Source organism: Staphylococcus sp. 510, from assembly GCF_057219715.1.
Genome location: NZ_JBXVVK010000001.1, coordinates 289,143 through 312,042, shown reverse-complemented (window position 1 = coordinate 312,042; position 22,900 = coordinate 289,143). Strand labels below are relative to the sequence as shown.

General features: G+C 32.4%; 23 protein-coding genes. 22 read left to right on the top strand and 1 reads right to left on the bottom strand.

What is annotated here, in order from left to right; genetic code table 11:
- Window positions 1-102: 102 nt before the first annotated feature.
- The 18 genes from hemW to recO all read left to right on the top strand — a co-directional run bounded on the left by hemW (window position 103) and on the right by recO (window position 16,298).
- The gene (gene hemW, locus AC2D8K_RS01440; protein ID WP_002451851.1) at window positions 103-1,236 is read left to right on the top strand and encodes a radical SAM family heme chaperone HemW; all 1,134 of its coding nucleotides are present in this window, start codon (window positions 103-105) and stop codon (window positions 1,234-1,236) included.
- Window positions 1,237-1,337: 101 nt separating this feature from the next.
- The gene (hrcA, locus tag AC2D8K_RS01435; RefSeq protein WP_002451852.1) at window positions 1,338-2,315 is read left to right on the top strand and encodes a heat-inducible transcriptional repressor HrcA; all 978 of its coding nucleotides are present in this window, start codon (window positions 1,338-1,340) and stop codon (window positions 2,313-2,315) included.
- A 30-nt stretch (window positions 2,316-2,345) separates the two neighbouring features.
- Entirely contained in the window at window positions 2,346-2,987 is a 642-nt protein-coding gene (grpE, locus tag AC2D8K_RS01430) for a nucleotide exchange factor GrpE (protein WP_107532547.1), read from the top strand.
- Between the two features lie 55 nt (window positions 2,988-3,042).
- Window positions 3,043-4,869 carry a molecular chaperone DnaK gene (dnaK, locus tag AC2D8K_RS01425; RefSeq protein WP_002451854.1) on the top strand — a complete coding sequence of 609 codons (1,827 nt, stop codon included), beginning with the start codon at window positions 3,043-3,045 and terminating at the stop codon, window positions 4,867-4,869.
- Window positions 4,870-5,009: 140 nt separating this feature from the next.
- Window positions 5,010-6,146, top strand: a complete 1,137-nt coding sequence (gene dnaJ / locus AC2D8K_RS01420) for a molecular chaperone DnaJ (RefSeq protein WP_002451855.1) — start codon at window positions 5,010-5,012, stop codon at window positions 6,144-6,146.
- Window positions 6,147-6,152: 6 nt separating this feature from the next.
- Window positions 6,153-7,091, top strand: a complete 939-nt coding sequence (prmA, locus tag AC2D8K_RS01415; protein ID WP_426828389.1) for a 50S ribosomal protein L11 methyltransferase — start codon at window positions 6,153-6,155, stop codon at window positions 7,089-7,091.
- Between the two features lies 1 nt (window position 7,092).
- Entirely contained in the window at window positions 7,093-7,845 is a 753-nt protein-coding gene (locus tag AC2D8K_RS01410) for a 16S rRNA (uracil(1498)-N(3))-methyltransferase (protein ID WP_002451857.1), read from the top strand.
- Window positions 7,846-7,850: 5 nt separating this feature from the next.
- Window positions 7,851-9,197, top strand: a complete 1,347-nt coding sequence (mtaB, locus tag AC2D8K_RS01405) for a tRNA (N(6)-L-threonylcarbamoyladenosine(37)-C(2))-methylthiotransferase MtaB (RefSeq protein ID WP_002451858.1) — start codon at window positions 7,851-7,853, stop codon at window positions 9,195-9,197.
- Between the two features lie 128 nt (window positions 9,198-9,325).
- A complete protein-coding gene (gene rpsU, locus AC2D8K_RS01400; RefSeq protein WP_000048060.1) occupies window positions 9,326-9,502 on the top strand; it encodes a 30S ribosomal protein S21 in 177 nt (58 codons plus the stop codon).
- A 232-nt stretch (window positions 9,503-9,734) separates the two neighbouring features.
- Window positions 9,735-10,442, top strand: coding sequence for an NfeD family protein (locus AC2D8K_RS01395; protein WP_002451859.1), 708 nt, complete (start codon window positions 9,735-9,737; stop codon window positions 10,440-10,442).
- Window positions 10,443-10,460: 18 nt separating this feature from the next.
- A complete protein-coding gene (gene floA / locus AC2D8K_RS01390; protein WP_002451860.1) occupies window positions 10,461-11,450 on the top strand; it encodes a flotillin-like protein FloA in 990 nt (329 codons plus the stop codon).
- Between the two features lie 15 nt (window positions 11,451-11,465).
- A complete protein-coding gene (locus AC2D8K_RS01385; protein WP_002451861.1) occupies window positions 11,466-12,161 on the top strand; it encodes a hypothetical protein in 696 nt (231 codons plus the stop codon).
- A gap of 277 nt (window positions 12,162-12,438) precedes the next feature.
- Complete coding sequence (locus tag AC2D8K_RS01380; protein ID WP_484697865.1) at window positions 12,439-13,386, top strand: PhoH family protein; 948 nt, start codon at window positions 12,439-12,441, stop codon at window positions 13,384-13,386.
- Window positions 13,387-13,854, top strand: coding sequence for an rRNA maturation RNase YbeY (gene ybeY, locus AC2D8K_RS01375; protein ID WP_002451863.1), 468 nt, complete (start codon window positions 13,387-13,389; stop codon window positions 13,852-13,854). It abuts the gene before it with no gap.
- Between the two features lie 2 nt (window positions 13,855-13,856).
- A complete protein-coding gene (locus tag AC2D8K_RS01370) occupies window positions 13,857-14,201 on the top strand; it encodes a diacylglycerol kinase family protein (protein WP_484697862.1) in 345 nt (114 codons plus the stop codon).
- Window positions 14,202-14,213: 12 nt separating this feature from the next.
- Window positions 14,214-14,621: a cytidine deaminase gene (gene cdd / locus AC2D8K_RS01365; protein WP_002451865.1), complete on the top strand. Its 408-nt coding sequence runs from the start codon at window positions 14,214-14,216 to the stop codon at window positions 14,619-14,621.
- On the top strand, window positions 14,618-15,517 hold the full coding sequence (era, locus tag AC2D8K_RS01360) for a GTPase Era (protein WP_002451866.1): 900 nt from the start codon (window positions 14,618-14,620) through the stop codon (window positions 15,515-15,517). Before cdd ends, era begins: the two co-directional genes overlap by 4 nt.
- A gap of 28 nt (window positions 15,518-15,545) precedes the next feature.
- Window positions 15,546-16,298 (top strand): DNA repair protein RecO, encoded by a 753-nt coding sequence (gene recO, locus AC2D8K_RS01355; RefSeq protein ID WP_172852440.1) that lies wholly within the window; start codon window positions 15,546-15,548, stop codon window positions 16,296-16,298.
- 76 nt (window positions 16,299-16,374) lie between these two features.
- Here the strand turns inward: recO and AC2D8K_RS01350 are convergent, their stop codons facing one another.
- Window positions 16,375-17,766, bottom strand: coding sequence for a glycine--tRNA ligase (locus AC2D8K_RS01350; RefSeq protein ID WP_002451868.1), 1,392 nt, complete (start codon window positions 17,764-17,766; stop codon window positions 16,375-16,377).
- A gap of 336 nt (window positions 17,767-18,102) precedes the next feature.
- On the opposite strand from AC2D8K_RS01350, the gene ccpN reads away from it, so the two are divergent.
- The 4 genes from ccpN (at window position 18,103) to rpoD (ending at window position 22,863) form a co-directional block, all read left to right on the top strand.
- Window positions 18,103-18,726 (top strand): transcriptional regulator CcpN, encoded by a 624-nt coding sequence (gene ccpN, locus AC2D8K_RS01345; RefSeq protein WP_484697904.1) that lies wholly within the window; start codon window positions 18,103-18,105, stop codon window positions 18,724-18,726.
- Between the two features lie 11 nt (window positions 18,727-18,737).
- Entirely contained in the window at window positions 18,738-19,556 is an 819-nt protein-coding gene (locus AC2D8K_RS01340; protein WP_002451870.1) for a pyruvate, water dikinase regulatory protein, read from the top strand.
- Between the two features lie 60 nt (window positions 19,557-19,616).
- Entirely contained in the window at window positions 19,617-21,425 is a 1,809-nt protein-coding gene (gene dnaG / locus AC2D8K_RS01335; protein ID WP_002451871.1) for a DNA primase, read from the top strand.
- Between the two features lie 334 nt (window positions 21,426-21,759).
- Complete coding sequence (gene rpoD, locus AC2D8K_RS01330; RefSeq protein ID WP_002451872.1) at window positions 21,760-22,863, top strand: RNA polymerase sigma factor RpoD; 1,104 nt, start codon at window positions 21,760-21,762, stop codon at window positions 22,861-22,863.
- The last annotated feature ends 37 nt before the right edge of the window (window positions 22,864-22,900 follow it).

Here is a 22,900-nt window from a genome sequence, read left to right as displayed (position 1 = left end):
TAAACAGTTGAACTGAGGTGGGAAAAGAATGATGTTTTGAAACTAATTCTATCCCGCCTCTAATTTTTTATGATTTTAAGCCATAATTATGGAGGAGTTAATGTGTCAATACAAAGCGCATATATTCATATACCTTTTTGCGTTCGCATATGTACTTACTGTGACTTCAACAAGTATTTTATTGATAAACAACCAGTTGATGAATATTTAGATTCATTAATATTAGAAATGGAACGCCGTACTCTAAATGATAATACGACATTAAACACAATGTATGTAGGTGGTGGTACACCTACAGCTTTAAATATAGAACAACTCAATAAACTATTATCAGCAATTAATAGAATTTTCACTATTGAAGGTGAATTTAGTTTTGAAGCAAACCCTGATGAATTAACATTCGAAAAAGTAAAATTACTTAAATCATATGGTGTGAACCGAATATCAATGGGCGTACAAACATTTAAACCAGAATTATTAGAAATTCTTGGTAGAACACACAAAACAGAAGATATATATCAAGCTGTAAACAATGCTAGAAAGGCTGGTATTGAATCTATTAGTTTGGACTTAATGTATCACCTTCCTAAGCAAACTTTAGAGGATTTTGAAGATAGTCTGAATTTAGCTATGCAAATGGATATCGACCATATTTCAAGTTATGGATTAATTCTAGAGCCAAAAACTCAATTTTATAATATGTATAGAAAAGGTCATTTAAAATTGCCTAATGAAGATTTAGGCGCAGAAATGTATCAAAAATTGATGCACAAAATCGAGGACTCAAGATTCCATCAATATGAAATTTCAAATTTCTCTATAGAAGGTCACGAATCAGAGCATAATAAGGTTTACTGGTTAAATGAAGAATACTATGGTTTCGGGGCAGGTGCTAGTGGCTATACAAATGGCGTACGTTATACAAATGTGAATCCTGTCAATCATTACATAAAAGCTATTGCTAATCAGGAAGAACCCATTTTAACACAAACACGTCCAACTGCCACCGAGCAAATGGAAGAGGAAATGTTTTTAGGATTAAGGTTAAATAATGGCGTAAACAAAAATAAATTTAACAAAAAATTCAATGTATCAATTGAACATATATTTGGTCAAACAATTATTGATTTAAAAAATAGAAAATTAATTGAAGAAAGTCAAGATTATATTTATCTAACAGAAAGAGGAAAAGTCATTGGTAATGAGGTTTTTGAAGCATTTTTATTAAATAGTTAAAATAAATTTAAAATTCTAGTGCTTTAACATTGACTTACTTTGACCAATTTGATAAATTATAATTAGCACTTGAGATAAAAGAGTGCTAATGAGGTGAAAACATGATAACAGATAGACAATTAAGCATTTTAAATGCAATTGTTGAAGATTATGTTGATTATGGACAACCCATTGGTTCTAAAACACTAATTGATCGTCACAACTTAAATGTAAGTCCTGCGACGATACGAAATGAAATGAAACAACTGGAGGATATGAATTTTATTGAGAAAGTTCATACATCCTCAGGGCGTTCACCATCAGAATTAGGTTTTAGATATTATGTTAATCAATTATTAGAACAAACATCTCATCAAAATTCAAACAAAATCCAACGTTTAAATCAGTTAATGGTTGAGAATCATTATGATACTTCATCTGCATTGTCTTATTTCGCAAATGAATTATCAATGATGTCTCAATATGCAACGTTGGTTGTTCGTCCTAATCATAATCAAGATATTATAAATAATATTCATTTGATTCGTGCTAATACACATTTAGTAATTATGGTTATTGTATTTTCATCAGGTCATGTTGAAAATGTGCATCTAACTTCTGAACTACCTTTAACTAATGATGAATTAAATAAAATATCAAACTTCTTATCACAACAATACGATGAGATAGTTAAAGGACAAATTGACGAAATAGATAGATTTGCACAAGACCAAAATGAAGCTCATTTTATCAAGCAATTAATTAAAATGATGAATTTACACATTTCCAATCAAAGTAATAGCATTTACATGGGTGGAAAGGTTAAACTGATTGATGCATTGAATGAATCTAATGTATCTTCAATTCAACCAATCCTACAATATATTGAATCAAATCGAATTGTAGAGCTATTAGATGATATATCTACATCTCATATCAATGTAAAAATTGGTAAAGAGATAGATGAAAATTTAAGCGATATATCAATCGTAACAACTCAGTATCACTTTGATGAGAAACTCAAAGGTCAAATTGCGGTTATTGGACCAACTGCGATGCATTATCAAAATGTAATTCAATTACTTAACCAAATTTGGTAATGTAATTAGAATTGTATTGGAGGGCACAAAATGACAGAAAAAGACGAATCAGTGAAACAAAATGCTGAATCACAAACAGAAGAAACAACAGAAAATAATTCTGAAGAAACATCTAATTCAGTAGAAAACACTGAATCTAATAATTCGCAAGATGTTGAAACTAATGAAGAAGCAGCTAATAAGGATGCTTCAAATGAAGAAGATGAAAATGTAGATCCAAAAGATCAAGAAATTGAACGTTTGCAACAATTAGCAAATGACAATGAAGAAAAATATTTAAGATTATATGCAGAATTCGAAAATTACAAACGTCGAATTCAAAATGAAAACAAAATTAATAAAACATATCAAGCTCAAGGCGTCTTAACTGACATTTTACCAACTATTGATAACATTGAACGCGCACTTCAAATTGAAGGAGATGATGATTCATTTAAATCACTTCAAAAAGGTGTTCAAATGGTACATGAAAGTCTATTAAGAGCTCTGAAAGATAATGGTCTTGAAGAAATTGAATCTGAAGGTCAAGCTTTTGACCCAAATGTACATCAAGCTGTAGTTCAAGATGATAATCCTGAATATGAATCAGGTGTTATCACACAAGAATTACAAAAAGGGTACAAATTAAAAGATAGAGTATTAAGACCATCAATGGTTAAAGTAAACCAATAAAAATTGGCGAAAAAACATTGAACAAAATTATTAATCAAAATGGAGGAATTTTATTATGAGTAAAGTAATCGGTATTGACTTAGGAACAACAAACTCTTGTGTATCAGTATTAGAAGGAGACGAACCAAAAGTAATTCAAAACCCTGAAGGTGCACGTACTACACCATCAGTTGTTGCATTTAAAAATGGTGAAACTCAAGTTGGTGAAGTAGCTAAAAGACAAGCAATCACTAACCCAAATACTGTACAATCAATCAAACGTCATATGGGTACAGAATATAAAGTAGATATTGAAGGTAAATCATATACACCTCAAGAAATTTCAGCAATGATTTTACAAAACTTAAAAAATACTGCTGAAAGTTATTTAGGCGATAAAGTAGAAAAAGCTGTAATTACAGTTCCTGCTTACTTCAATGACGCTGAACGTCAAGCAACTAAAGATGCAGGTAAAATTGCTGGATTAGAAGTAGAACGTATCATTAACGAACCTACTGCAGCTGCACTAGCATATGGTTTAGATAAAACTGAACAAGATCAAAAAGTACTTGTATTCGACTTAGGTGGCGGTACTTTCGACGTATCTATCTTAGAATTAGGTGACGGTGTATTCGAAGTACTTTCAACTGCAGGTGACAACAAACTAGGTGGGGATGACTTTGACCAAGTGATCATCGACTATTTAGTTTCTGAATTCAAAAAAGAAAACGGCGTTGATTTATCACAAGATAAAATGGCATTACAACGTCTTAAAGATGCAGCAGAAAAAGCTAAAAAAGACTTATCAGGTGTATCTCAAACACAAATTTCATTACCATTCATTTCAGCAGGAGAAAGTGGTCCACTACACTTAGAAATCAACTTAACTCGTTCAAAATTTGAAGAATTAGCAGATTCATTAATTAAACGTACAATGGAACCAACTCGTCAAGCTATGAAAGATGCTGGATTATCAAATTCAGATATCGACGAAGTAATCTTAGTTGGTGGTTCAACTCGTATTCCTGCAGTTCAAGATGCAGTTAAAAAAGAAATTGGCAAAGATCCACACAAAGGTGTTAACCCTGATGAAGTTGTTGCAATGGGTGCAGCAATTCAAGGTGGCGTAATCACTGGCGATGTTAAAGACGTAGTATTATTAGACGTTACGCCATTATCATTAGGTATTGAAATCATGGGTGGTCGTATGAATACGTTAATTGAACGTAATACAACAATCCCAACTTCAAAATCACAAGTATATTCTACAGCAGCTGATAATCAACCAGCGGTAGATATCCATGTATTACAAGGTGAACGTCCAATGGCGTCAGACAATAAAACACTTGGTAGATTCCAATTAACTGATATTCCACCAGCACCACGTGGTGTACCTCAAATCGAAGTAACTTTCGATATCGATAAAAACGGTATTGTGAATGTAACAGCTAAAGACTTAGGTACTAATAAAGAGCAAAATATTACAATCCAATCTAGTTCTTCATTATCAGACGATGAAATCGATCGTATGGTTAAAGACGCAGAAGAAAACGCTGAAGCAGATAAAAAACGTCGTGAAGAAGTAGACTTAAGAAATGAAGCAGATAGTTTAGTATTCCAAGTAGAAAAAACAATCAATGATTTAGGCGAAAATATCGGTGAAGATGATAAGAAAAATGCTGAAGATAAAAAAGATGCATTAAAATCAGCACTTGAAGGTGAAGACATCGACGATATTAAAGCTAAAAAAGAAGAGCTTGAAAAAGTTGTTCAAGATTTATCAGCTAAAGTATATCAACAAGCTCAACAACAAGCTCAAGGTGCAACTGGTGAACAAAACCAAGATAGCACTGTAGAAGATGCAGAATTTAAAGAAGTTAAAGATGACGAAGATAAAAAATAATATCTAATTCAATTGAATTAACTTCTTGCACAGCTATTAAAAAAGTCAAAGTCAATTGTACATTGGCTTTGGCTTTTTATTTGGATAGTTAATATGAATTAGTTAAACTAATCTTGTTAGTATAAAAAGGAGAGGTTACTGTGGCCAAAAGAGATTATTATGAGGTCTTAGGAGTAAGTAAAGGTGCTTCTAAAGATGAAATTAAAAAAGCTTACAGAAAATTATCAAAAAAATATCATCCTGATATCAACAAAGAAGAAGGCGCAGATGAAAAATTCAAAGAAATATCTGAAGCATATGAAGTATTAAGTGATGATAATAAAAGAGCAAACTATGATCAATTCGGACACGCTGGTGCTCAAGGTGGTTTCGGTAGCCAAGGCTTTGGCGGTGGCGACTTTGGCGGATTTAGCGGAGGTGGCTTCGAAGATATTTTCAGTTCATTCTTCGGTGGTGCCTCAAGACAACGTGATCCTAATGCACCACGAAAAGGTGATGACCTACAATATACAATGACTATCACATTTGATGAAGCGGTATTTGGCGGTAAAAAAGAAATTTCTATTAGAAAAGATGTAACATGTCATACATGTAATGGTGAAGGTGCTAAACCAGGAACTAATAAGAAAACATGTAGCTATTGTAATGGAGCAGGATCAGTTTCAGTAGAACAAAATACAATTCTAGGTAGAGTTAGAACAGAACAAGTTTGTCCTAAATGTGAAGGTAGCGGTCAAGAGTTTGAAGAACCATGTCCAACATGTCATGGTAAAGGAACTGAAAATAAAACAGTTAAGCTAGAAGTGACTATTCCTGAAGGTGTTGATAATGAACAACAAATTCGACTTGCAGGCGAGGGTTCTCCAGGTGTTAACGGTGGTCCAAGTGGCGACCTATATGTTGTTTTCAGAGTTAAACCTTCTGAAGTATTTAAACGAGATGGCGATGACATTTATTATGATTTAAATATTAGTTTCCCTCAAGCCGCATTAGGTGATGAAGTGAAAATCCCTACATTAAACAGTAATGTCGTATTGACAATTCCTGCAGGTACTCAAACTGGAAAACAGTTCCGTCTCAAAGACAAAGGTATTAAAAATGTTCACGGATATGGACATGGTGACTTATTTGTTAATATTAAGGTTCTAACACCAACTAAAATGACTGAACGTCAAAAAGAATTAATGAAAGAATTTGCTGACATAAATGGTGAAGATTTAACTGAGCAACCATCTAATTTTAAAGATAAAGCAAAAAGATTCTTTAAAGGAGAATAAAAAATAATGAATTGGACGGAACTATCAATCGTAGTAAACCATGATGTTGAATATTTGGTTACAGATATACTAGAAAATTATGGATCAAATGGCGTAGTTATAGAAGATTCCAACGACCTTGTGAATCCACCAGAAGATAAATTTGGTGAGATTTATGAGTTAAATAGCGATGATTATCCTTCAGAAGGCGTTAGATTAAAAGCTTACTTTAATGAAATGACTTATGATAATACATTGCTATCTAACATAGAACAAGCAATTTTATCACTACAAGATATCGACCTAGATATTTTAAATATTTCACATCAAACAATTGCTGAAGCAGATTGGGAAAATGAATGGAAAAATTATTTCCATCCTTTCAGAGCATCTGAAACATTTACGATTGTTCCCAGTTGGGAAACCTATACTAAAGAATCGGCAAATGAACTTTGTATAGAATTAGACCCTGGAATGGCTTTTGGTACAGGTGATCATCCTACAACAAGTATGTGTTTAAAGGCAATTGAGAACTTTGTGAAGCCTCAACATTCTGTGATTGATGTAGGTACAGGGTCTGGTATTTTAAGTATTGCAAGTCACTTGATTGGTGTTAAACGAATTAAAGCTTTAGATATTGATGAAATGGCTGTCAATGTAGCCAAAGAAAATTTCGAAAAGAATCATTGTTTAAACGCGATTGAAGCAGTTCCTGGCAATTTATTAAAAGATGAAAAAGAACATTTTGATATTGTTATTGCAAATATTTTAGCTCATATTATTGATGAAATGATAGAAGACGCTTATAATACAGTCAATGAAGACGGTTATTTTATAACATCTGGTATTATTGAAGAAAAATACGAAGATATTGAATCACATATGAAGCGTGTAGGTTTTAAAATTATTTCAGTTCAACATGACAACGGTTGGGTTTGTATCGTTGGTCAGAAAGTGAGTGACTAATTTGCAAAGATATTTTATCAATCAAAACGCTGATGAAAGTCAGCGTTTTTTTATTACAAATAAAGAAGATATACATCATATTAAGAATGTGATGAGACAGTGTGAAGGTCAACAAATAGTAACCACATTTAATGATCAAAATGTCTATACATGTGAGATCATCCATATAGGAGATCAAGAAATAGAAATTGAATTAATCGAAAAACAAGATATTGATACAGAGTTGCCCCAGCATATTACGATATGTAGTGGGTTAATCAAAGCAGATAAGTATGAATGGATGATTCAAAAGGCAACTGAACTAGGTGCTAGTGAATTTATTGCTGTTGAAATGCAACGTTCTATTGTTAAATTAAATTCTACAAAGGCGTCAAAAAAGCTTGAAAGATGGCAAAAAATTATCAAAGAAGCCGCTGAACAAAGTTATCGATTAACCATTCCACACATCAGTTATCTATCGAATTCAAAGTTAATTTGTGATATTATAAATCAGTATGATTGTGTCCTTGTTGCTTATGAAGAAGAAGCTAAACATGGTGAAATTAGTCATTTTAAACATATGTTAAAGCAATTTAAGCCACAAGATCGTGTATTACTTATATTTGGCCCTGAAGGTGGACTATCTGATGAGGAAGTGTCAATGTTAAAACCTCATTCACAGTTAGTTGGTTTAGGACCTAGAATATTACGGGCAGAAACAGCGCCACTATATACATTAGGCGCATTAAGTTACGAAAAAGAATTAATGGGGTGAACAATATGTCCACAGTTGCGTTTCACACTTTAGGTTGTAAAGTTAACCACTATGAAACAGAAGCAATTTGGCAATTATTTAAGGAAGCAGATTACGAGCGAGTCGATTTTGAAACAAATGCAGATGTATTTGTTATCAATACCTGCACAGTAACGAATACAGGCGATAAAAAAAGTCGACAAATAATTAGAAGAGCGATTAGAAAAAATCCAGACGCAGTTGTTTGTGTAACAGGTTGTTATGCACAAACGTCTTCAGCAGAAATTATGGAAATTCCTGGCGTAGATGTCGTAGTAGGAACACAAGATAGACATAAATTACTTGATTATATAGATGAGTTCCAAAAGGAACGTCAACCAATTAATGGTGTAGGTAACATCATGAAAAACCGTAAATACGAAGAATTAGATGTTCCTTACTTTACAGATAGAACAAGAGCATCGTTAAAAATACAAGAAGGTTGTAACAACTTTTGTACTTTCTGCATTATTCCATGGGCACGTGGTTTAATGAGATCAAGAGACCCTGAAAAAGTTGTAGAACAAGCTACAACATTAGTTAATGCTGGTTATAAAGAAATTGTTTTAACTGGTATCCATACAGGTGGTTATGGTCAAGATCTTAAGAACTATAACTTAGCGCAATTATTAAGAGATTTAGATCAAGTGGATGGTTTAGAACGTATTCGTATTTCTTCTATCGAAGCAAGTCAATTAACCGATGAAGTTATTGACGTATTAGAACGTTCAAACAAAATCGTAAGACATTTACATGTACCATTACAGTCTGGTTCTGATACAGTTCTTAAACGTATGAGACGTAAATACACTATGGAACATTTCTCTGAACGAATTACCAAACTACATGAAGCATTACCAGACGTTGCAATAACTAGTGATGTTATCGTAGGCTTCCCGGGTGAAACTGAAGAAGAATTCCAAGAAACGTATGACTTTATCGTCAAACATCAATTCTCTGAATTACACGTATTCCCATATTCATCTAGAATTGGTACACCTGCAGCAAGAATGGACAATCAAATTGATGAAGATATCAAAAACGAACGTGTTCACAAATTAATTGCATTAAGTGATCAATTAGCAAAAGAGTATGCTTCAAAATTCGAAAATGAAGTGCTAGAAGTTATCCCTGAAGAAAAAGGTGAAAAACCAAATACTTTAGTGGGATATGCAGATAACTATATGAAAGTAGAATTTGAAGGTACTGAGGATTTAATTGGCCAAATTATTAAAGTGAAAATTCAAAAAGCTGATTATCCTTTAAACTACGGGAAAGCAATCCGTATTGTAGAACATGCCACAAATAAATCAGAACATGAAGTGCTAGTTTAATTATTTTAAAAATATAAATATTAGTAATTGACCGGATATTGGAGATATATTATACTAATTAAAGCATAGTTTTACTATGCAGTTGAATATATAAATTTCCGTTGATATTTGGAGGGAGGGAAATACAGATGTCTAAAACAGTAGTACGTAAAAATGAATCACTTGAAGATGCTTTACGTCGATTTAAGCGTTCAGTTTCAAAAAGTGGTACTATCCAAGAAGTACGTAAACGTGAATTTTACGAAAAACCTAGTGTTAAACGTAAAAAGAAATCTGAAGCTGCACGTAAACGTAAATTCAAATAATTAATAACTCTGTTGACTCCCTCAACAAGAATGTTAATTATAAATATAAAACACCTCAGTTTATAAACTGAGGTGTTTTTGTGTACTTTTTATGGAAAATTAAATTCATTGTTTATAACAAATTAGTCTGTAATTACTATTGTTTTTGATAAATTATTTTTTTATATATTAGTGAATCACTATAATATGACTGCGTTTTCATGTATAATTATTATGAGAGCGAGGTGAAACAATGGGATATTTAAATGAAATACATAGGTTAGTTTTAACACAATTTTCATCAGAGAATAATTGGGTCAATGACATTGCTAATATCATTGTTCATCCATTGGTATCACTTATTCTTACCTGTATTATATTTTTAGGCTTTTTATATCAATTGTATTCTAAAAGAATCAATTTTGTTGGTATTATCGCTTCATTAGCCTTATTAATTATGTTTTTAGGCTTTCTAATGCAAGGTGATGTCAATATATTATCAGTCATCTTATTTACCGTGGGTGTTATTTTCGTCATTATTGAATTGTTCGTCGTTGGAGCAGTCATTGGTATTATTGGTATGATTTTAATAACAATAAGCATAGTCATGTTAGGAAATAACTTGTTACTTATGCTAGGTAATGTCATCGTAGCCTTAATATTATCAATCATTGAATGGGTGATTTTAGTTAAATTATTCAAACGAAAAATTCCATTTTTGGATAAGGTCATTTTAAAAGATTCAACAAATGCTGAATCAGGATATACATCACATGATGATCGCTCTCATTTAGTTGGTAAAACAGCTCGCACCATCACCGATTTAAGACCAGCAGGTATTATTTCTTGTGAGGATGATCGTATCGATGCAGTTTCTGACGGTACATTCATATTAAGAAATAGACAAGTTAAAATACTTGAGGTTGAAGGTACACGAGTTGTTGTAAGAGAAATAGAATAATAAAAAAGGAGAGATACGATGTTTAGTATAGGATTTATTATAATTGCAGTAGTAATTATTGTAGCCTTATTAATACTATTTTCATTTGTACCAGTAGGTCTTTGGATTTCTGCATTAGCTGCTGGTGTACATGTTGGTATTGGTACCTTAGTAGGTATGCGATTAAGAAGGGTTTCACCGAGAAAAGTGATTGGCCCATTAATTAAAGCGCACAAAGCAGGTTTAAATCTAAAAACAAATCAACTTGAATCACATTATCTTGCTGGAGGTAATGTAGATAGAGTTGTTGATGCTAATATCGCTGCGCAACGTGCAGATATTGATTTACCATTTGAACGAGGTGCAGCAATCGATTTAGCAGGTAGAGATGTTTTAGAAGCAGTTCAAATGTCAGTTAACCCTAAAGTTATTGAAACACCATTTATTGCCGGTGTAGCTATGAACGGTATAGAAGTTAAAGCGAAAGCCCGTATTACTGTTCGTGCCAATATTGCTCGTTTAGTCGGTGGTGCTGGTGAAGAAACAATTATTGCCCGTGTAGGTGAAGGTATTGTTTCAACAATAGGTTCAAGTAAACATCATACAGAAGTTCTTGAAAATCCTGACAGCATTTCTAAAACAGTATTAAGTAAAGGATTAGACTCAGGAACAGCTTTTGAAATACTTTCTATTGATATAGCCGATGTTGATATTAGTAAGAATATTGGTGCAGATTTACAAACTGAACAAGCACTTGCTGATAAAAATATTGCACAAGCTAAAGCTGAGGAACGTCGTGCAATGGCTGTAGCTTCTGAACAAGAAATGAAAGCTCGAGTACAAGAAATGCGTGCTAAAGTTGTAGAAGCTGAGTCAGAGGTACCTTTAGCAATGGCAGAAGCTTTACGATCAGGAAATATTGGCGTCAAAGATTACTACAATCTTAAAAATATAGAAGCCGATACTGGTATGAGAAATGCTATTAATAAACGTACTGATCAAAATGATGACGAATCACCAGAACAATAACTGTGGGGTGATTAAATGAGTATTGGGGTAATTATTTTTGTCATATCTGTGATAGCGACAATCATTAGTACCATACGTGATAATAGTCATAAAGAAAGACAGAATCAAAAGCCACCTCAATCACCTAAAGATAATCAACAACCTAAAACAGGTGGTTTCTTAGAAGAAATTGAAAAAACATTTAGAGAAATTAATGATGAGATTAATGGAGAAACAACAACTGACAAGAAAAAGAAATATGAAGATACATTACCACCCATTAATCAAAATTTAGAGAAAACTGAACAGACAACAGAAGAAATGCATAGAAGACCAACAGATTATGATGATTCAATACCTAAACCAGACCCGACGCCTTATCATAATGAAAAAGATATACGCGAACCAGTTAAACCAACTTCATCAAGGGATGAAAATTCTGAGAATTTACGTAAAGCATTAGAGAAAAAACTTCAACAAGATCTTAAAAATGTTAGAAGTGAAATCGATAGGGAGAAAGAAAAGCAACTTGCTCTTATTGAGAAGAAAGCGCAGGATATTATTAATGACAAATATTTATCTGAACGTACTAAACAATTAAGATTAAAGCAATTACTTAATTCTCAAAATATAGAACGTAATATGTCTAAATCAGCATTTCAATTTGACAATGATGAAGTCGTTAATGGTATCATCTGGTCTGAAATTTTGGCCAAACCTAAACAATTATAATATTCAGCCTATTGGATTATTTCCAATAGGTTTTTTTATTGCGAATGATTGAAGTCAAAGATGATTAAAGGATGATTTGAGTCACTTTACAGAATTTAGTAATATTTAGATAAGAATGATTATACGTTCAAAATCAACATATAAAAGACTTGATTGAATTATTTAAATTAAAACGAAATAGAATCAATATAGCCATAACAATGGTATAATATAAGTATATTAACCCAAATATGGGTATAGTGAATTATAAAAATGTATTTTGAAAAGGAGCGCGTTTATGCCTGGTATAATTCAAATCGACGACATTAATCAATCCCAAGCTTTAATAGGTAACAATGATGAACATTTAAAAGCTATAGAAGATAGTTTTGATGTCGTAATACATGCTCGTGGTCAAGAAATTGCGGTTAAAGGTGAAAAAATTAAGCATGTAGAAAAAGCCGAATTAGTGTTAACCAATTTATTAAAAGTGATTGAATTGGGAAATAATATAACGTTAAAAGATGTTGAAGCTGCTATTAAAATGGCAGAAAATGGCACAATCCAACAACTTTTAGACTTATATGATGAAGAAATTACTAAAGATGCTTTTGGCAAAACCATCCGCGCTAAAACTATGGGTCAGCGAATGTATATAAATGCTATGTATCGAAATGACTTAGTCTTTGGTATAGGTCCTGCAGGAACTGGTAAAACATTTTTAGCAGTTGTCTATGCTGCTAAACAATTACGTAAAGGAAACGTTAAACGAATCGTATTAACACGTCCGGCAGTTGAAGCGGGTGAATCATTAGGATTTTTACCTGGTGATTTAAAAGAGAAAGTTGATCCGTATTTGAGACCATTATATGATGGATTAAATACCGTGCTAGGTAGAGAACAAACTGCACGATTTATAGAACGTGGTATTATAGAAATTGCTCCATTAGCATACATGCGTGGTCGAACATTAGACGATGCATTTGTGATTTTAGATGAAGCACAAAATACAACTCATGCTCAAATGAAAATGTTTTTAACTCGTTTAGGATTTGGTTCTAAAATGGTAGTCACAGGTGACCAAACACAAGTCGACTTACCAAAAGGTGTTAAAAGCGGGTTGAAAGAAGCGGTCAAAAAGTTACATGGTGTTAAAGGGATTAATATTATGAAACTTGATCAAAGTGATGTAGTGAGACATCCACTTGTAAGTAAAATTATAGATAGATACGAGGGAGAGGACTAAATGTTTACAATAGATTTTAGTGATCATACTGAGTTAGTTAAAGATGAATGGTATGAACAAATTGAAAAGCTACTTAATTTTGCTAAGCAGCAAGAAGAAATTAGTGAAGATGCTGAATTATCTATTACCTTCGTAGATAAATCTGAAATTCAAGAGATTAATAAGATGTATAGAGACAAAGACAAAGTTACGGATGTCATATCATTTGCACTTGAAGAAGATGAACCCGACATTGATATGAGTGAATTTGATATACCTAGAGTATTAGGTGACATCATTATTTGTACAGATGTTGCTCAAGAACAATCAGAATCTTACGGACATTCCTTTGAAAGAGAATTAGGCTTTTTAGCATTACATGGCTTTCTTCACTTACTAGGCTATGATCATATGAATGAAGAAGATGAGAAAGAAATGTTTGGTCGTCAAGATGCTATTTTAAACGCCTATGGATTGACGAGAGACTAATAATGAGTCGTTTTAAATATGCACTAAATGGTTTGAAAACACTTTTAATCAAAGATCAAAAATTCTCACTTCATATATATGCGAGTATCATAGCAATTGTTTTTGGATTTTTACTTCATATTAATCGTTCTGAGTGGATATTTATATTATTAGCAATTTGTTTAGTTTTAGCATTTGAAGCTATTAATACAGCCGTTGAATATGTGGTTGACTTAGTTACTACTGAGTATCATGATTACGCTAAATATGCGAAAGATATTGCTGCTTTTAGTGTGATGATTGTTTCCGTCTTAGCATTAATCATTGGCTTCATTGTCTTTATTCCACATTTAATTAATTTAATATAGGAGGCGGAATCAATGAGTTATCAATCTCATTATTTTAAAGAAGTTAGAGAAGCACAACGAAGATCTTATTCACCATATAGTAACTTTAAAGTTGGTGCCTATTTGAAAGCTAAAGATGGACGAACATTTTATGGAACTAATGTAGAAAACGCAGCATATTCAATGTGTATTTGTGCAGAACGCGCAAGTTTAGTTGCTGCGATATCTGCTGGATATCAGCCTGGAGATTTTGAATCTATCACTGTCACTGTAGATGCTGAAGTACCATCATCACCTTGTGGTGAATGTCGACAAGTATTAAAAGAGTTATGTGACGATGATATGCCAGTTTATATGACTAATCATAAAGGCGATATGATCGAATCAACAGTTAAAGAATTACTACCATACGGATTTTTTGGAAAGGATTTAAATAAATGACAGAACATAAATCAGGATTTGTTTCAATTATAGGAAGACCCAATGTAGGTAAATCTACATTTGTAAATAGAGTTATCGGACATAAAATTGCGATTATGTCTGATAAAGCACAAACAACACGTAACAAAATTCAAGGTGTTATGACAAGAGACGATGCCCAAATTATATTTATTGACACACCTGGTATCCATAAACCTAAACATAAGCTTGGAGATTACATGATGAAAGTTGCCACAAATACACTTTCTGAAATAGATGCGATTATGTTTATGGTTAATGTAAACGAAGACATTGGTCGTGGCGATGAATATATTATGGATATGCTAAAGGATTTAAAAACACCCGTATTTTTAGTATTAAATAAAATAGATTTAGTACATCCTGATGCATTAATGCCTAAAATAGAAAAGTATCAAGAATATATGGACTTCACTGAAATCGTACCAATTTCTGCACTAGAAGGTTTGAATGTCGATCATTTTATAGATGTATTAAAGTCATACTTACCTGAAGGACCAAAATATTATCCAGATGATCAAATTTCGGACCATCCTGAACAGTTTGTGGTCGGTGAAATTATTCGTGAAAAAATATTACACTTAACAAGTGAAGAAATTCCACATGCTATTGGCGTTAATGTTGATCGTATGATTAAAGAAGATGAAGATAGAGTTCGAATCGAAGCTACGATATATGTTGAACGTGATTCTCAAAAAGGAATCGTCATTGGTAAAGGTGGCAAGAAACTAAAAGAAGTCGGAAAGAGGGCAAGACACGATATAGAAATGCTTCTAGGTTCTAAAGTATATCTTGAACTATGGGTTAAGGTGCAAAAAGATTGGAGAAATAAAGTTAACTTTATTCGTCAAATTGGTTATATTGAAGATCAAGATTAACTCAGAGAGATGGTGAGTTAGTATGCTAATGAAACAAAAAGGCATCATAATTAAATCAGTGGAGTACGGCGAATCAGATAAAATAATTACAATTTTAAATGAATATGGTAGCAAAGTTCCATTGATGGCTAGAAGGGCCAAGAAAATTAAATCAGGTTTACAAGCGCATACACAAATGTTTGTGTATGGCTTATTTATTTATAATAAATGGCGAGGTATGGGTACGCTTAATTCTGTAGATGTCATTAACCAACATTATGAATTACAACTCGATTTGTATGAAAGTAGTTTCGCAACTTTATGTGCCGAAACCATTGATCGTTCAATGGAAGAAGATGAAATTTCAAAATATAATTATGATTTACTAAACTTTGTTCTAACCAAGATATCATCTGGTCAGTCAGCTCAATTAATGTCAATCATTGTATTACTTAAGTGTATGAATAAGTTTGGTTTTTCTGCTTTATTTAATCAATGCGTAATAAGCGGTAATTCCGATCAATCAAAATTGGTTGGCTATAGTTTCAAATTTGATGGTGCTATTTCTCAAGCTGTAGCATACCAAGATCCACATGCATTACAATTATCCAATAAAACATTATATTTATTAGATGTCTTGTACAAACTCCCCATTGAAAAAATGAATGAATTAAATATCCATCAAGATATTTTAGACGAAATGTCAGAATTGATGATCATGCTATATAGAGAATATGCAGGTATGTTCTTTAAAAGTCAAAAGTTAATCAACCAGTTAAAGAGGTTAGAAATGAAAGACTAGTCTTTAACAAACACAAAATACCGAACCACATTATTATGTGATTCGGTATTTTTATAGATTATTTATAATAGATGAATTAGAATTTAACTTTTTCGGCTAAGAATGCTTCTAATTCTGAGATTGGCATACGAACTTGTTCCATAGAATCTCTGTCACGTACAGTAACTTGATTATCCTCTAAAGAATCAAAGTCGAATGTAATACAATAAGGCGTACCAATTTCATCTTGTCGACGGTAACGTTTACCAATAGATTGTGATTCATCAAAATCTATTGAGAAACTTTGACTTAATTGTTCAAAGATTTTAATTGCTTCACTTGATAATTTCTTACTTAATGGTAAGATAGCCGCTTTGTATGGTGCTAAAGCAGGGTGGAATTTAAGTACAGTACGTTCGTCCTTACTTCCTTCAACACCTTCTTGTGAATATGCATCACATAAGAACGCTAGTGTTACACGGTCAGCACCTAATGACGGTTCGATACAATATGGAATATACTTTTCATTTGTTTCTGGGTCATGATATTTAAAGTCTTCACCAGAATGTTCACTATGTTTTTTCAAGTCAAAGTCAGTACGACTTGCGATTCCCCATAGTTCACCCCAACCAAATGGGAATTTATATTCGATATCAGTTGTAGCATTTGAGTAGTGAGATAATTCATCTGCATCATGGTCACGTAAACGCATGTTTTCTTCGCTAATATTTAAGTCTTTTAACCATTGGCTAGCAAATGTCTTCCAGTAGTTTTGCCATTCAATTTCTTCACCAGGTTTACAGAAGAATTCAAGTTCCATTTGTTCGAATTCACGTGTTCTAAAAATGAAGTTACCAGGCGTAATCTCGTTACGGAAAGATTTACCAACCTGACCAATACCGAATGGTAATTTTTTACGCATTGATCTTTGAACGTTTTTGTAGTTAACGAAAATACCTTGCGCTGTTTCTGGACGTAAGAAAAGTTCATTTGTTGAATCTTCAGTTACACCTTGGAATGTTTTGAACATTAAATTAAATTGACGAATATCAGTCCAATTTGCAGTACCACTTACTGGACAAACAATGCCTTCATCAGCAATAATTTTTTTCATTTCATCGAAGCTTAAACCATCAGCAATAAAGTTTTCATCGCCTTTTTCTTGCTGCATGTAATCTTCAATTAATTTATCAGCACGATAACGAATTTTACTGTCTTTGTTATCAATCATTGGATCATTAAAGTTACCTAAGTGTCCTGATGCTTCCCAAGTTTTTGGGTTCATTAAAATCGCAGCATCTAGACCTACGTTATAAGGTGATTGAGTAATAAATTTTTGCCACCATGCTTTTTTTACATTATTTTTTAATTCAACACCAAGCGGACCATAATCCCATGTATTAGATAATCCACCATAAATGTCACTACCTGGGAATACAAAACCTCTGTGTTTTGCTAATTGTACAATTTGTTCCATATCATTTGCCATAATTTTTCTCTCCTTACACATAAAAACGCCCCAAGACAACAAAGCATCATAAATATACTTTATTATCTTGGGACGAGTTAGTCATTTTTATTTAGTATAAATCATATACATTAAAATATCATTTAACCCGCGGTTCCACCCAAATTAGTGTAGCCACTCACTTTTAAATTAATTAAATTTTTATGCCAAAATTTGTCTGCTAAGCTCACACCGTCCTTAGCTCGCTTTATAATTATTCTAATTGATTAAATATTTAATAGCAAGCGTTTATATGTGTTTGTGGCAAATAAAAATAACAGTTATAATATGTAATGTATATAAGAGGGGTGAGGACCTATAGAATTAAATCAAAGACAAGAACAAATTATAGAAATCGTTAAGCAACATGGACCTATAACTGGTGAGCATATTGCTGATCAATTAAATTTAACACGGGCTACATTACGACCTGACTTAGCTATTTTAACAATGTCTGGCTTTTTAGAAGCGCGTCCACGAGTTGGTTATTATTATTCAGGTAAATCAAAAAATAAAATTATACATGAACAATTAAGACAATATGTTGTTAAAGATTATATGTCTCAACCTGTTGTGGTTAAAGAAGATATGTCAGTCTACGACGCAATTTGTACTATATTTTTAGAAGACGCTGGAACATTATTTATTACAAATAAAGATAATGACTTTATCGGTATTTGTTCTCGTAAAGACCTATTAAGAGCATCAATGATTGGAAATGATATTCATACGATGCCCATAAGCGTCAATATGACTCGAATGCCAAATTTAACTTATCTTGAAGAAAGTGAACTAATAATCTATGCTGCGAATCAAATGATAGATAAGGAAATAGATGCAATACCCATAGTTAGATTGAAAGATAATCAAAAATTCGAAGTGATTGGTAGAATATCTAAAACGACAATCACAAAATTATTTGTATCATTATTTAAAGAATAGGTGGTTAATAGATGGATAATATAAATATTATTGTTGCTTCTGATTCAATCGGAGAAACAGCAGAATTAGTAGCTAGAGCCGGTGTTTCTCAATTTAATCCTAAGCAATGTAAACATGAATTTTTACGTTACCCATACATAGAATCCTTTGAAAATGTGGATGAAGTGATTCAAGTTGCTGAAGATACAGACGCAATAATTGTATATACTTTAGTTAAACCAGAAATCAAAAAATACATGGTGGCTAAAGTTAAAGAACATCAACTTAAGTCAGTTGATATTATGGGGCCGCTTATGGACTTATTATCAGGTTCAATAGAAGAAACACCATACTATGAACCAGGTATTGTACATAGACTAGATGATGCTTATTTTAAGAAAATAGACGCTATAGAGTTTGCTGTTAAATATGATGATGGTAAGGACCCAAAAGGTTTACCAAAAGCCGATATTGTTTTATTAGGTATTTCAAGAACATCTAAAACACCTTTATCACAGTACTTAGCACATAAAAGTTATAAAGTGATGAATATACCGATTGTTCCAGAAGTGACGCCACCAGATGCATTGTTTGATATTGATCCTTCAAAATGTATCGCTTTAAAAATTAGCGAAGAAAAATTAAATCGTATTCGTAAGGAAAGACTTAAACAATTAGGATTAGGCGACTCTGCGAGATATGCTACAGAAACTAGAATTAAAGAGGAATTAGAATACTTTGAATCATTAGTAGAAAAAGTAGGTTGTCCAGTTATAGATGTAACTGATAAAGCAATAGAAGAAACAGCAAATGATATCATTTATTTTATCGAAAATAATCAAACAAAATAATTTCAATTAATGCATAAAAAAGGTATAATATTAAGACTAATATGTCATAGGTGATCTAATTTGCGTATAGAACAATCAGTTATAAATGAAATAAAAGATAAGACAGATATACTCGACTTGGTAAGTGAATATGTAAAGCTAGAAAAGAGAGGACGCAATTATATAGGTTTGTGTCCTTTTCATGATGAAAAAACACCTTCGTTCACAGTTTCTGAAGATAAACAAATATGTCATTGCTTCGGATGTAAAAAGGGTGGTAATGTATTTCAATTTACTCAAGAAATAAAGGACGTTTCATTTACAGAAGCAGTTAAAGAACTAGGGGAACGTGTTAATATTACGGTTGATGTAGGAAATAGCCAATATCAGAATACGAATACTCAAATTGCTTCAGAAGATTTGCAAATGATTGAAATGCATGAGCTAATGCAAGAATATTATCACTATGCACTTATGAAAACAGTAGAAGGTGAGAAGGCACTTACTTATTTAAAAGAAAGAGATTTCCCAGAACAGCTGATCAAAGAAAGAGGGATAGGTTACGCACCTAATTCATCACATTTCTGTCATGATTTCTTAGAGAAAAAAGGATATGATATTGAATTAGCATATGAAGCTGGACTTTTATCTAGAAATGAAGAGAATTTTAGTTATTATGATCGCTTTAGAGATAGAATTATGTTCCCATTAAAAAATGCTCAAGGGCGAATTGTTGGATATTCTGCAAGGACGTATACCAACCAAGAACCTAAGTATTTAAATAGCCCGGAAACACCTATATTCCAAAAAAGAAAATTGTTATATAATCTCGACAAAGCACGTAAAAGCATTAGAAAAAATGACGAAATCATATTACTTGAAGGTTTTATGGATGTTATAAAATCAGATCATGCTGGTTTAAAAACAGTAGTTGCTAGTATGGGTACTCAACTTTCAAGCGAACATATTACTTTTATTAAAAAATTAACGTCTAATATTACACTAATGTTTGATGGCGACTTTGCTGGTAGAGAAGCAACCTTAAAAACTGGTCAAACGCTATTAGAACAAGGGTTAAATGTATTCGTTGTGCAATTACCTTCAGATATGGACCCTGATGAATATGTTAGAAAGTATGGTAATGATGCGTTTCTAGACTTTGTACAAAAAGACAAAAAATCATTTGTAATGTTTAAAGTCAATACACATAAAGATGAAATTCAAAATAATGATCTAGCATATGAAAAATATCTGAAAGAAGTGACTCAAGATATTGCTGCAATGACTTCGCCCATACTTCAGAAAAAAGTATTGCAAGACGTTGCAGAATTGTTTAAAGTAAGTTTTGAGACTTTAGACTATGAAGTGGGGTTACGTCAGCAATCTCAAGGCAATATCCCTTCGTATCCAGATGATGCATACGCATATGAAGGACAACCTCAACAAGTCATTCAATTTAACCAGTTGACTCGTCATGAAAAAGCTGAACGAGCACTCTTAAAACATTTCATGCAAGATAAAGATACATTCCTAAACTATCATCAACAGATAGAAGTAGATGACTTTACAAATGCCTATTTCAAGCGTATATTTAATATTTTGCATGATTATTATTCGAATAACGATATGTATCAGCTCAGTTCTATGATTCAATACATTGATTCTGATGATTTGAGAGAAGCGTTAATATCTTTAGACTCATATGTTTTAAATGAAGAACCATTTGAACATGAATTAGAAGATTACATCAACATATTGAATGAGAATAAAAATGAAGATTCACTAGAAGCCCTAAACCATAAACTGCGTGAAGCAACGAGAATAGGGGATATTGAACTTCAAAAGTATTACTTGCAATTAATAGTAAATAAAAACAAAAGTAGAATGTAATATTATAAAAATTTATGGTATTGTTATACTTTAGGCATTCAATAATGGTTATTACACTCATACAATGGGTAAATATGTAATATCGAATATTGTCATAATATGACTTAACCATTAAAATATCAGGGAGTTTAGAATACAAACTTATTTGATTGGTTTCAAATTAAAAATAATTAGGCCACATCTTATACAATAAGTTATGATGAACGCGTTATTTTTATAACAAATGATATATTGAATTTTTAATCATAATACGTGTCATCAATTGAAACGAAATAATCACACATAATAAAAATGAATAAATTGAAAGTTTATATTAATACCAGGAGGCCTTTTCATGTCTGATAAAGTTAAAATTAAAAAGCAAACAATTGATCCGACTTTAACATTGGAAGATGTTAAAAAACAATTAATTGAAAAAGGTAAAAAGGAAGGTCACTTAAGTCACGAAGAAATAGCTGAAAAATTACAGAATTTCGAAATGGATTCTGACATGATGGATGATTTCTTCGATCAATTAAATGATAATGATATCACATTAGTAAATGAAAAAGACCATTCAGATACAGATGCTAAATTAAATCCTAATGATTTAAGTGCACCTCCAGGCGTTAAAATTAACGACCCTGTGCGTATGTATCTAAAAGAAATTGGTCGTGTGGATTTATTAAGTGCCCAAGAAGAAATTGAACTTGCTAAAAGAATTGAGCAAGGTGATGAGATCGCCAAATCAAGACTAGCAGAGGCCAATTTACGTTTGGTTGTAAGTATCGCTAAAAGATATGTCGGAAGAGGAATGTTATTCCTTGATTTAATTCAAGAAGGTAACATGGGTCTTATTAAAGCCGTAGAAAAATTCGATTTCAATAAAGGATTTAAATTTTCTACTTATGCAACATGGTGGATACGTCAAGCAATCACACGTGCAATCGCTGACCAAGCACGTACAATTCGTATACCAGTTCACATGGTTGAAACAATCAACAAATTAATCCGTGTTCAACGTCAGTTATTACAGGATTTAGGACGTGATCCAGCACCTGAAGAGATTGGTGAAGAAATGGATTTACCTCCTGAAAAGGTAAGAGAAATTCTTAAAATTGCACAAGAACCTGTTTCATTAGAAACGCCAATAGGCGAAGAAGATGACAGTCACTTAGGTGACTTCATTGAAGACCAAGAAGCACAAAGTCCTTCAGATCATGCTGCCTATGAACTGCTAAAAGAACAACTTGAAGATGTTTTAGATACTTTAACTGACCGTGAAGAAAACGTTCTTCGTTTAAGATTTGGACTTGATGATGGAAGAACTAGAACATTAGAAGAAGTTGGTAAAGTATTTGGTGTAACTAGAGAACGTATTCGTCAAATCGAAGCAAAAGCATTAAGAAAATTAAGACATCCAAGTAGAAGTAAACGTCTAAAAGACTTTATGGATTAATATATTTAGGCTGGGGCATAATGGTTGTCCCAGCCTT

Excerpts from the sequence above, each read along its gene's own strand:
- hrcA (WP_002451852.1), top strand. The coding sequence starts at position 1,338 with ATGATAACAGATAGACAATTAAGCATTTTAAATGCAATTGTTGAAGAT.
- grpE (WP_107532547.1), top strand. The coding sequence starts at position 2,346 with ATGACAGAAAAAGACGAATCAGTGAAACAAAATGCTGAATCACAAACA.
- dnaK (WP_002451854.1), top strand. The coding sequence starts at position 3,043 with ATGAGTAAAGTAATCGGTATTGACTTAGGAACAACAAACTCTTGTGTA.
- prmA (WP_426828389.1), top strand. The coding sequence starts at position 6,153 with ATGAATTGGACGGAACTATCAATCGTAGTAAACCATGATGTTGAATAT.
- mtaB (WP_002451858.1), top strand. The coding sequence starts at position 7,851 with ATGTCCACAGTTGCGTTTCACACTTTAGGTTGTAAAGTTAACCACTAT.
- rpsU (WP_000048060.1), top strand. The coding sequence starts at position 9,326 with ATGTCTAAAACAGTAGTACGTAAAAATGAATCACTTGAAGATGCTTTA.
- AC2D8K_RS01395 (WP_002451859.1), top strand. The coding sequence starts at position 9,735 with ATGGGATATTTAAATGAAATACATAGGTTAGTTTTAACACAATTTTCA.
- floA (WP_002451860.1), top strand. The coding sequence starts at position 10,461 with ATGTTTAGTATAGGATTTATTATAATTGCAGTAGTAATTATTGTAGCC.
- AC2D8K_RS01385 (WP_002451861.1), top strand. The coding sequence starts at position 11,466 with ATGAGTATTGGGGTAATTATTTTTGTCATATCTGTGATAGCGACAATC.
- AC2D8K_RS01380 (WP_484697865.1), top strand. The coding sequence starts at position 12,439 with ATGCCTGGTATAATTCAAATCGACGACATTAATCAATCCCAAGCTTTA.
- ybeY (WP_002451863.1), top strand. The coding sequence starts at position 13,387 with ATGTTTACAATAGATTTTAGTGATCATACTGAGTTAGTTAAAGATGAA.
- AC2D8K_RS01370 (WP_484697862.1), top strand. The coding sequence starts at position 13,857 with ATGAGTCGTTTTAAATATGCACTAAATGGTTTGAAAACACTTTTAATC.
- cdd (WP_002451865.1), top strand. The coding sequence starts at position 14,214 with ATGAGTTATCAATCTCATTATTTTAAAGAAGTTAGAGAAGCACAACGA.
- era (WP_002451866.1), top strand. The coding sequence starts at position 14,618 with ATGACAGAACATAAATCAGGATTTGTTTCAATTATAGGAAGACCCAAT.
- recO (WP_172852440.1), top strand. The coding sequence starts at position 15,546 with ATGAAACAAAAAGGCATCATAATTAAATCAGTGGAGTACGGCGAATCA.
- AC2D8K_RS01350 (WP_002451868.1), bottom strand. The coding sequence starts at position 17,766 with ATGGCAAATGATATGGAACAAATTGTACAATTAGCAAAACACAGAGGT.
- AC2D8K_RS01340 (WP_002451870.1), top strand. The coding sequence starts at position 18,738 with ATGGATAATATAAATATTATTGTTGCTTCTGATTCAATCGGAGAAACA.
- rpoD (WP_002451872.1), top strand. The coding sequence starts at position 21,760 with ATGTCTGATAAAGTTAAAATTAAAAAGCAAACAATTGATCCGACTTTA.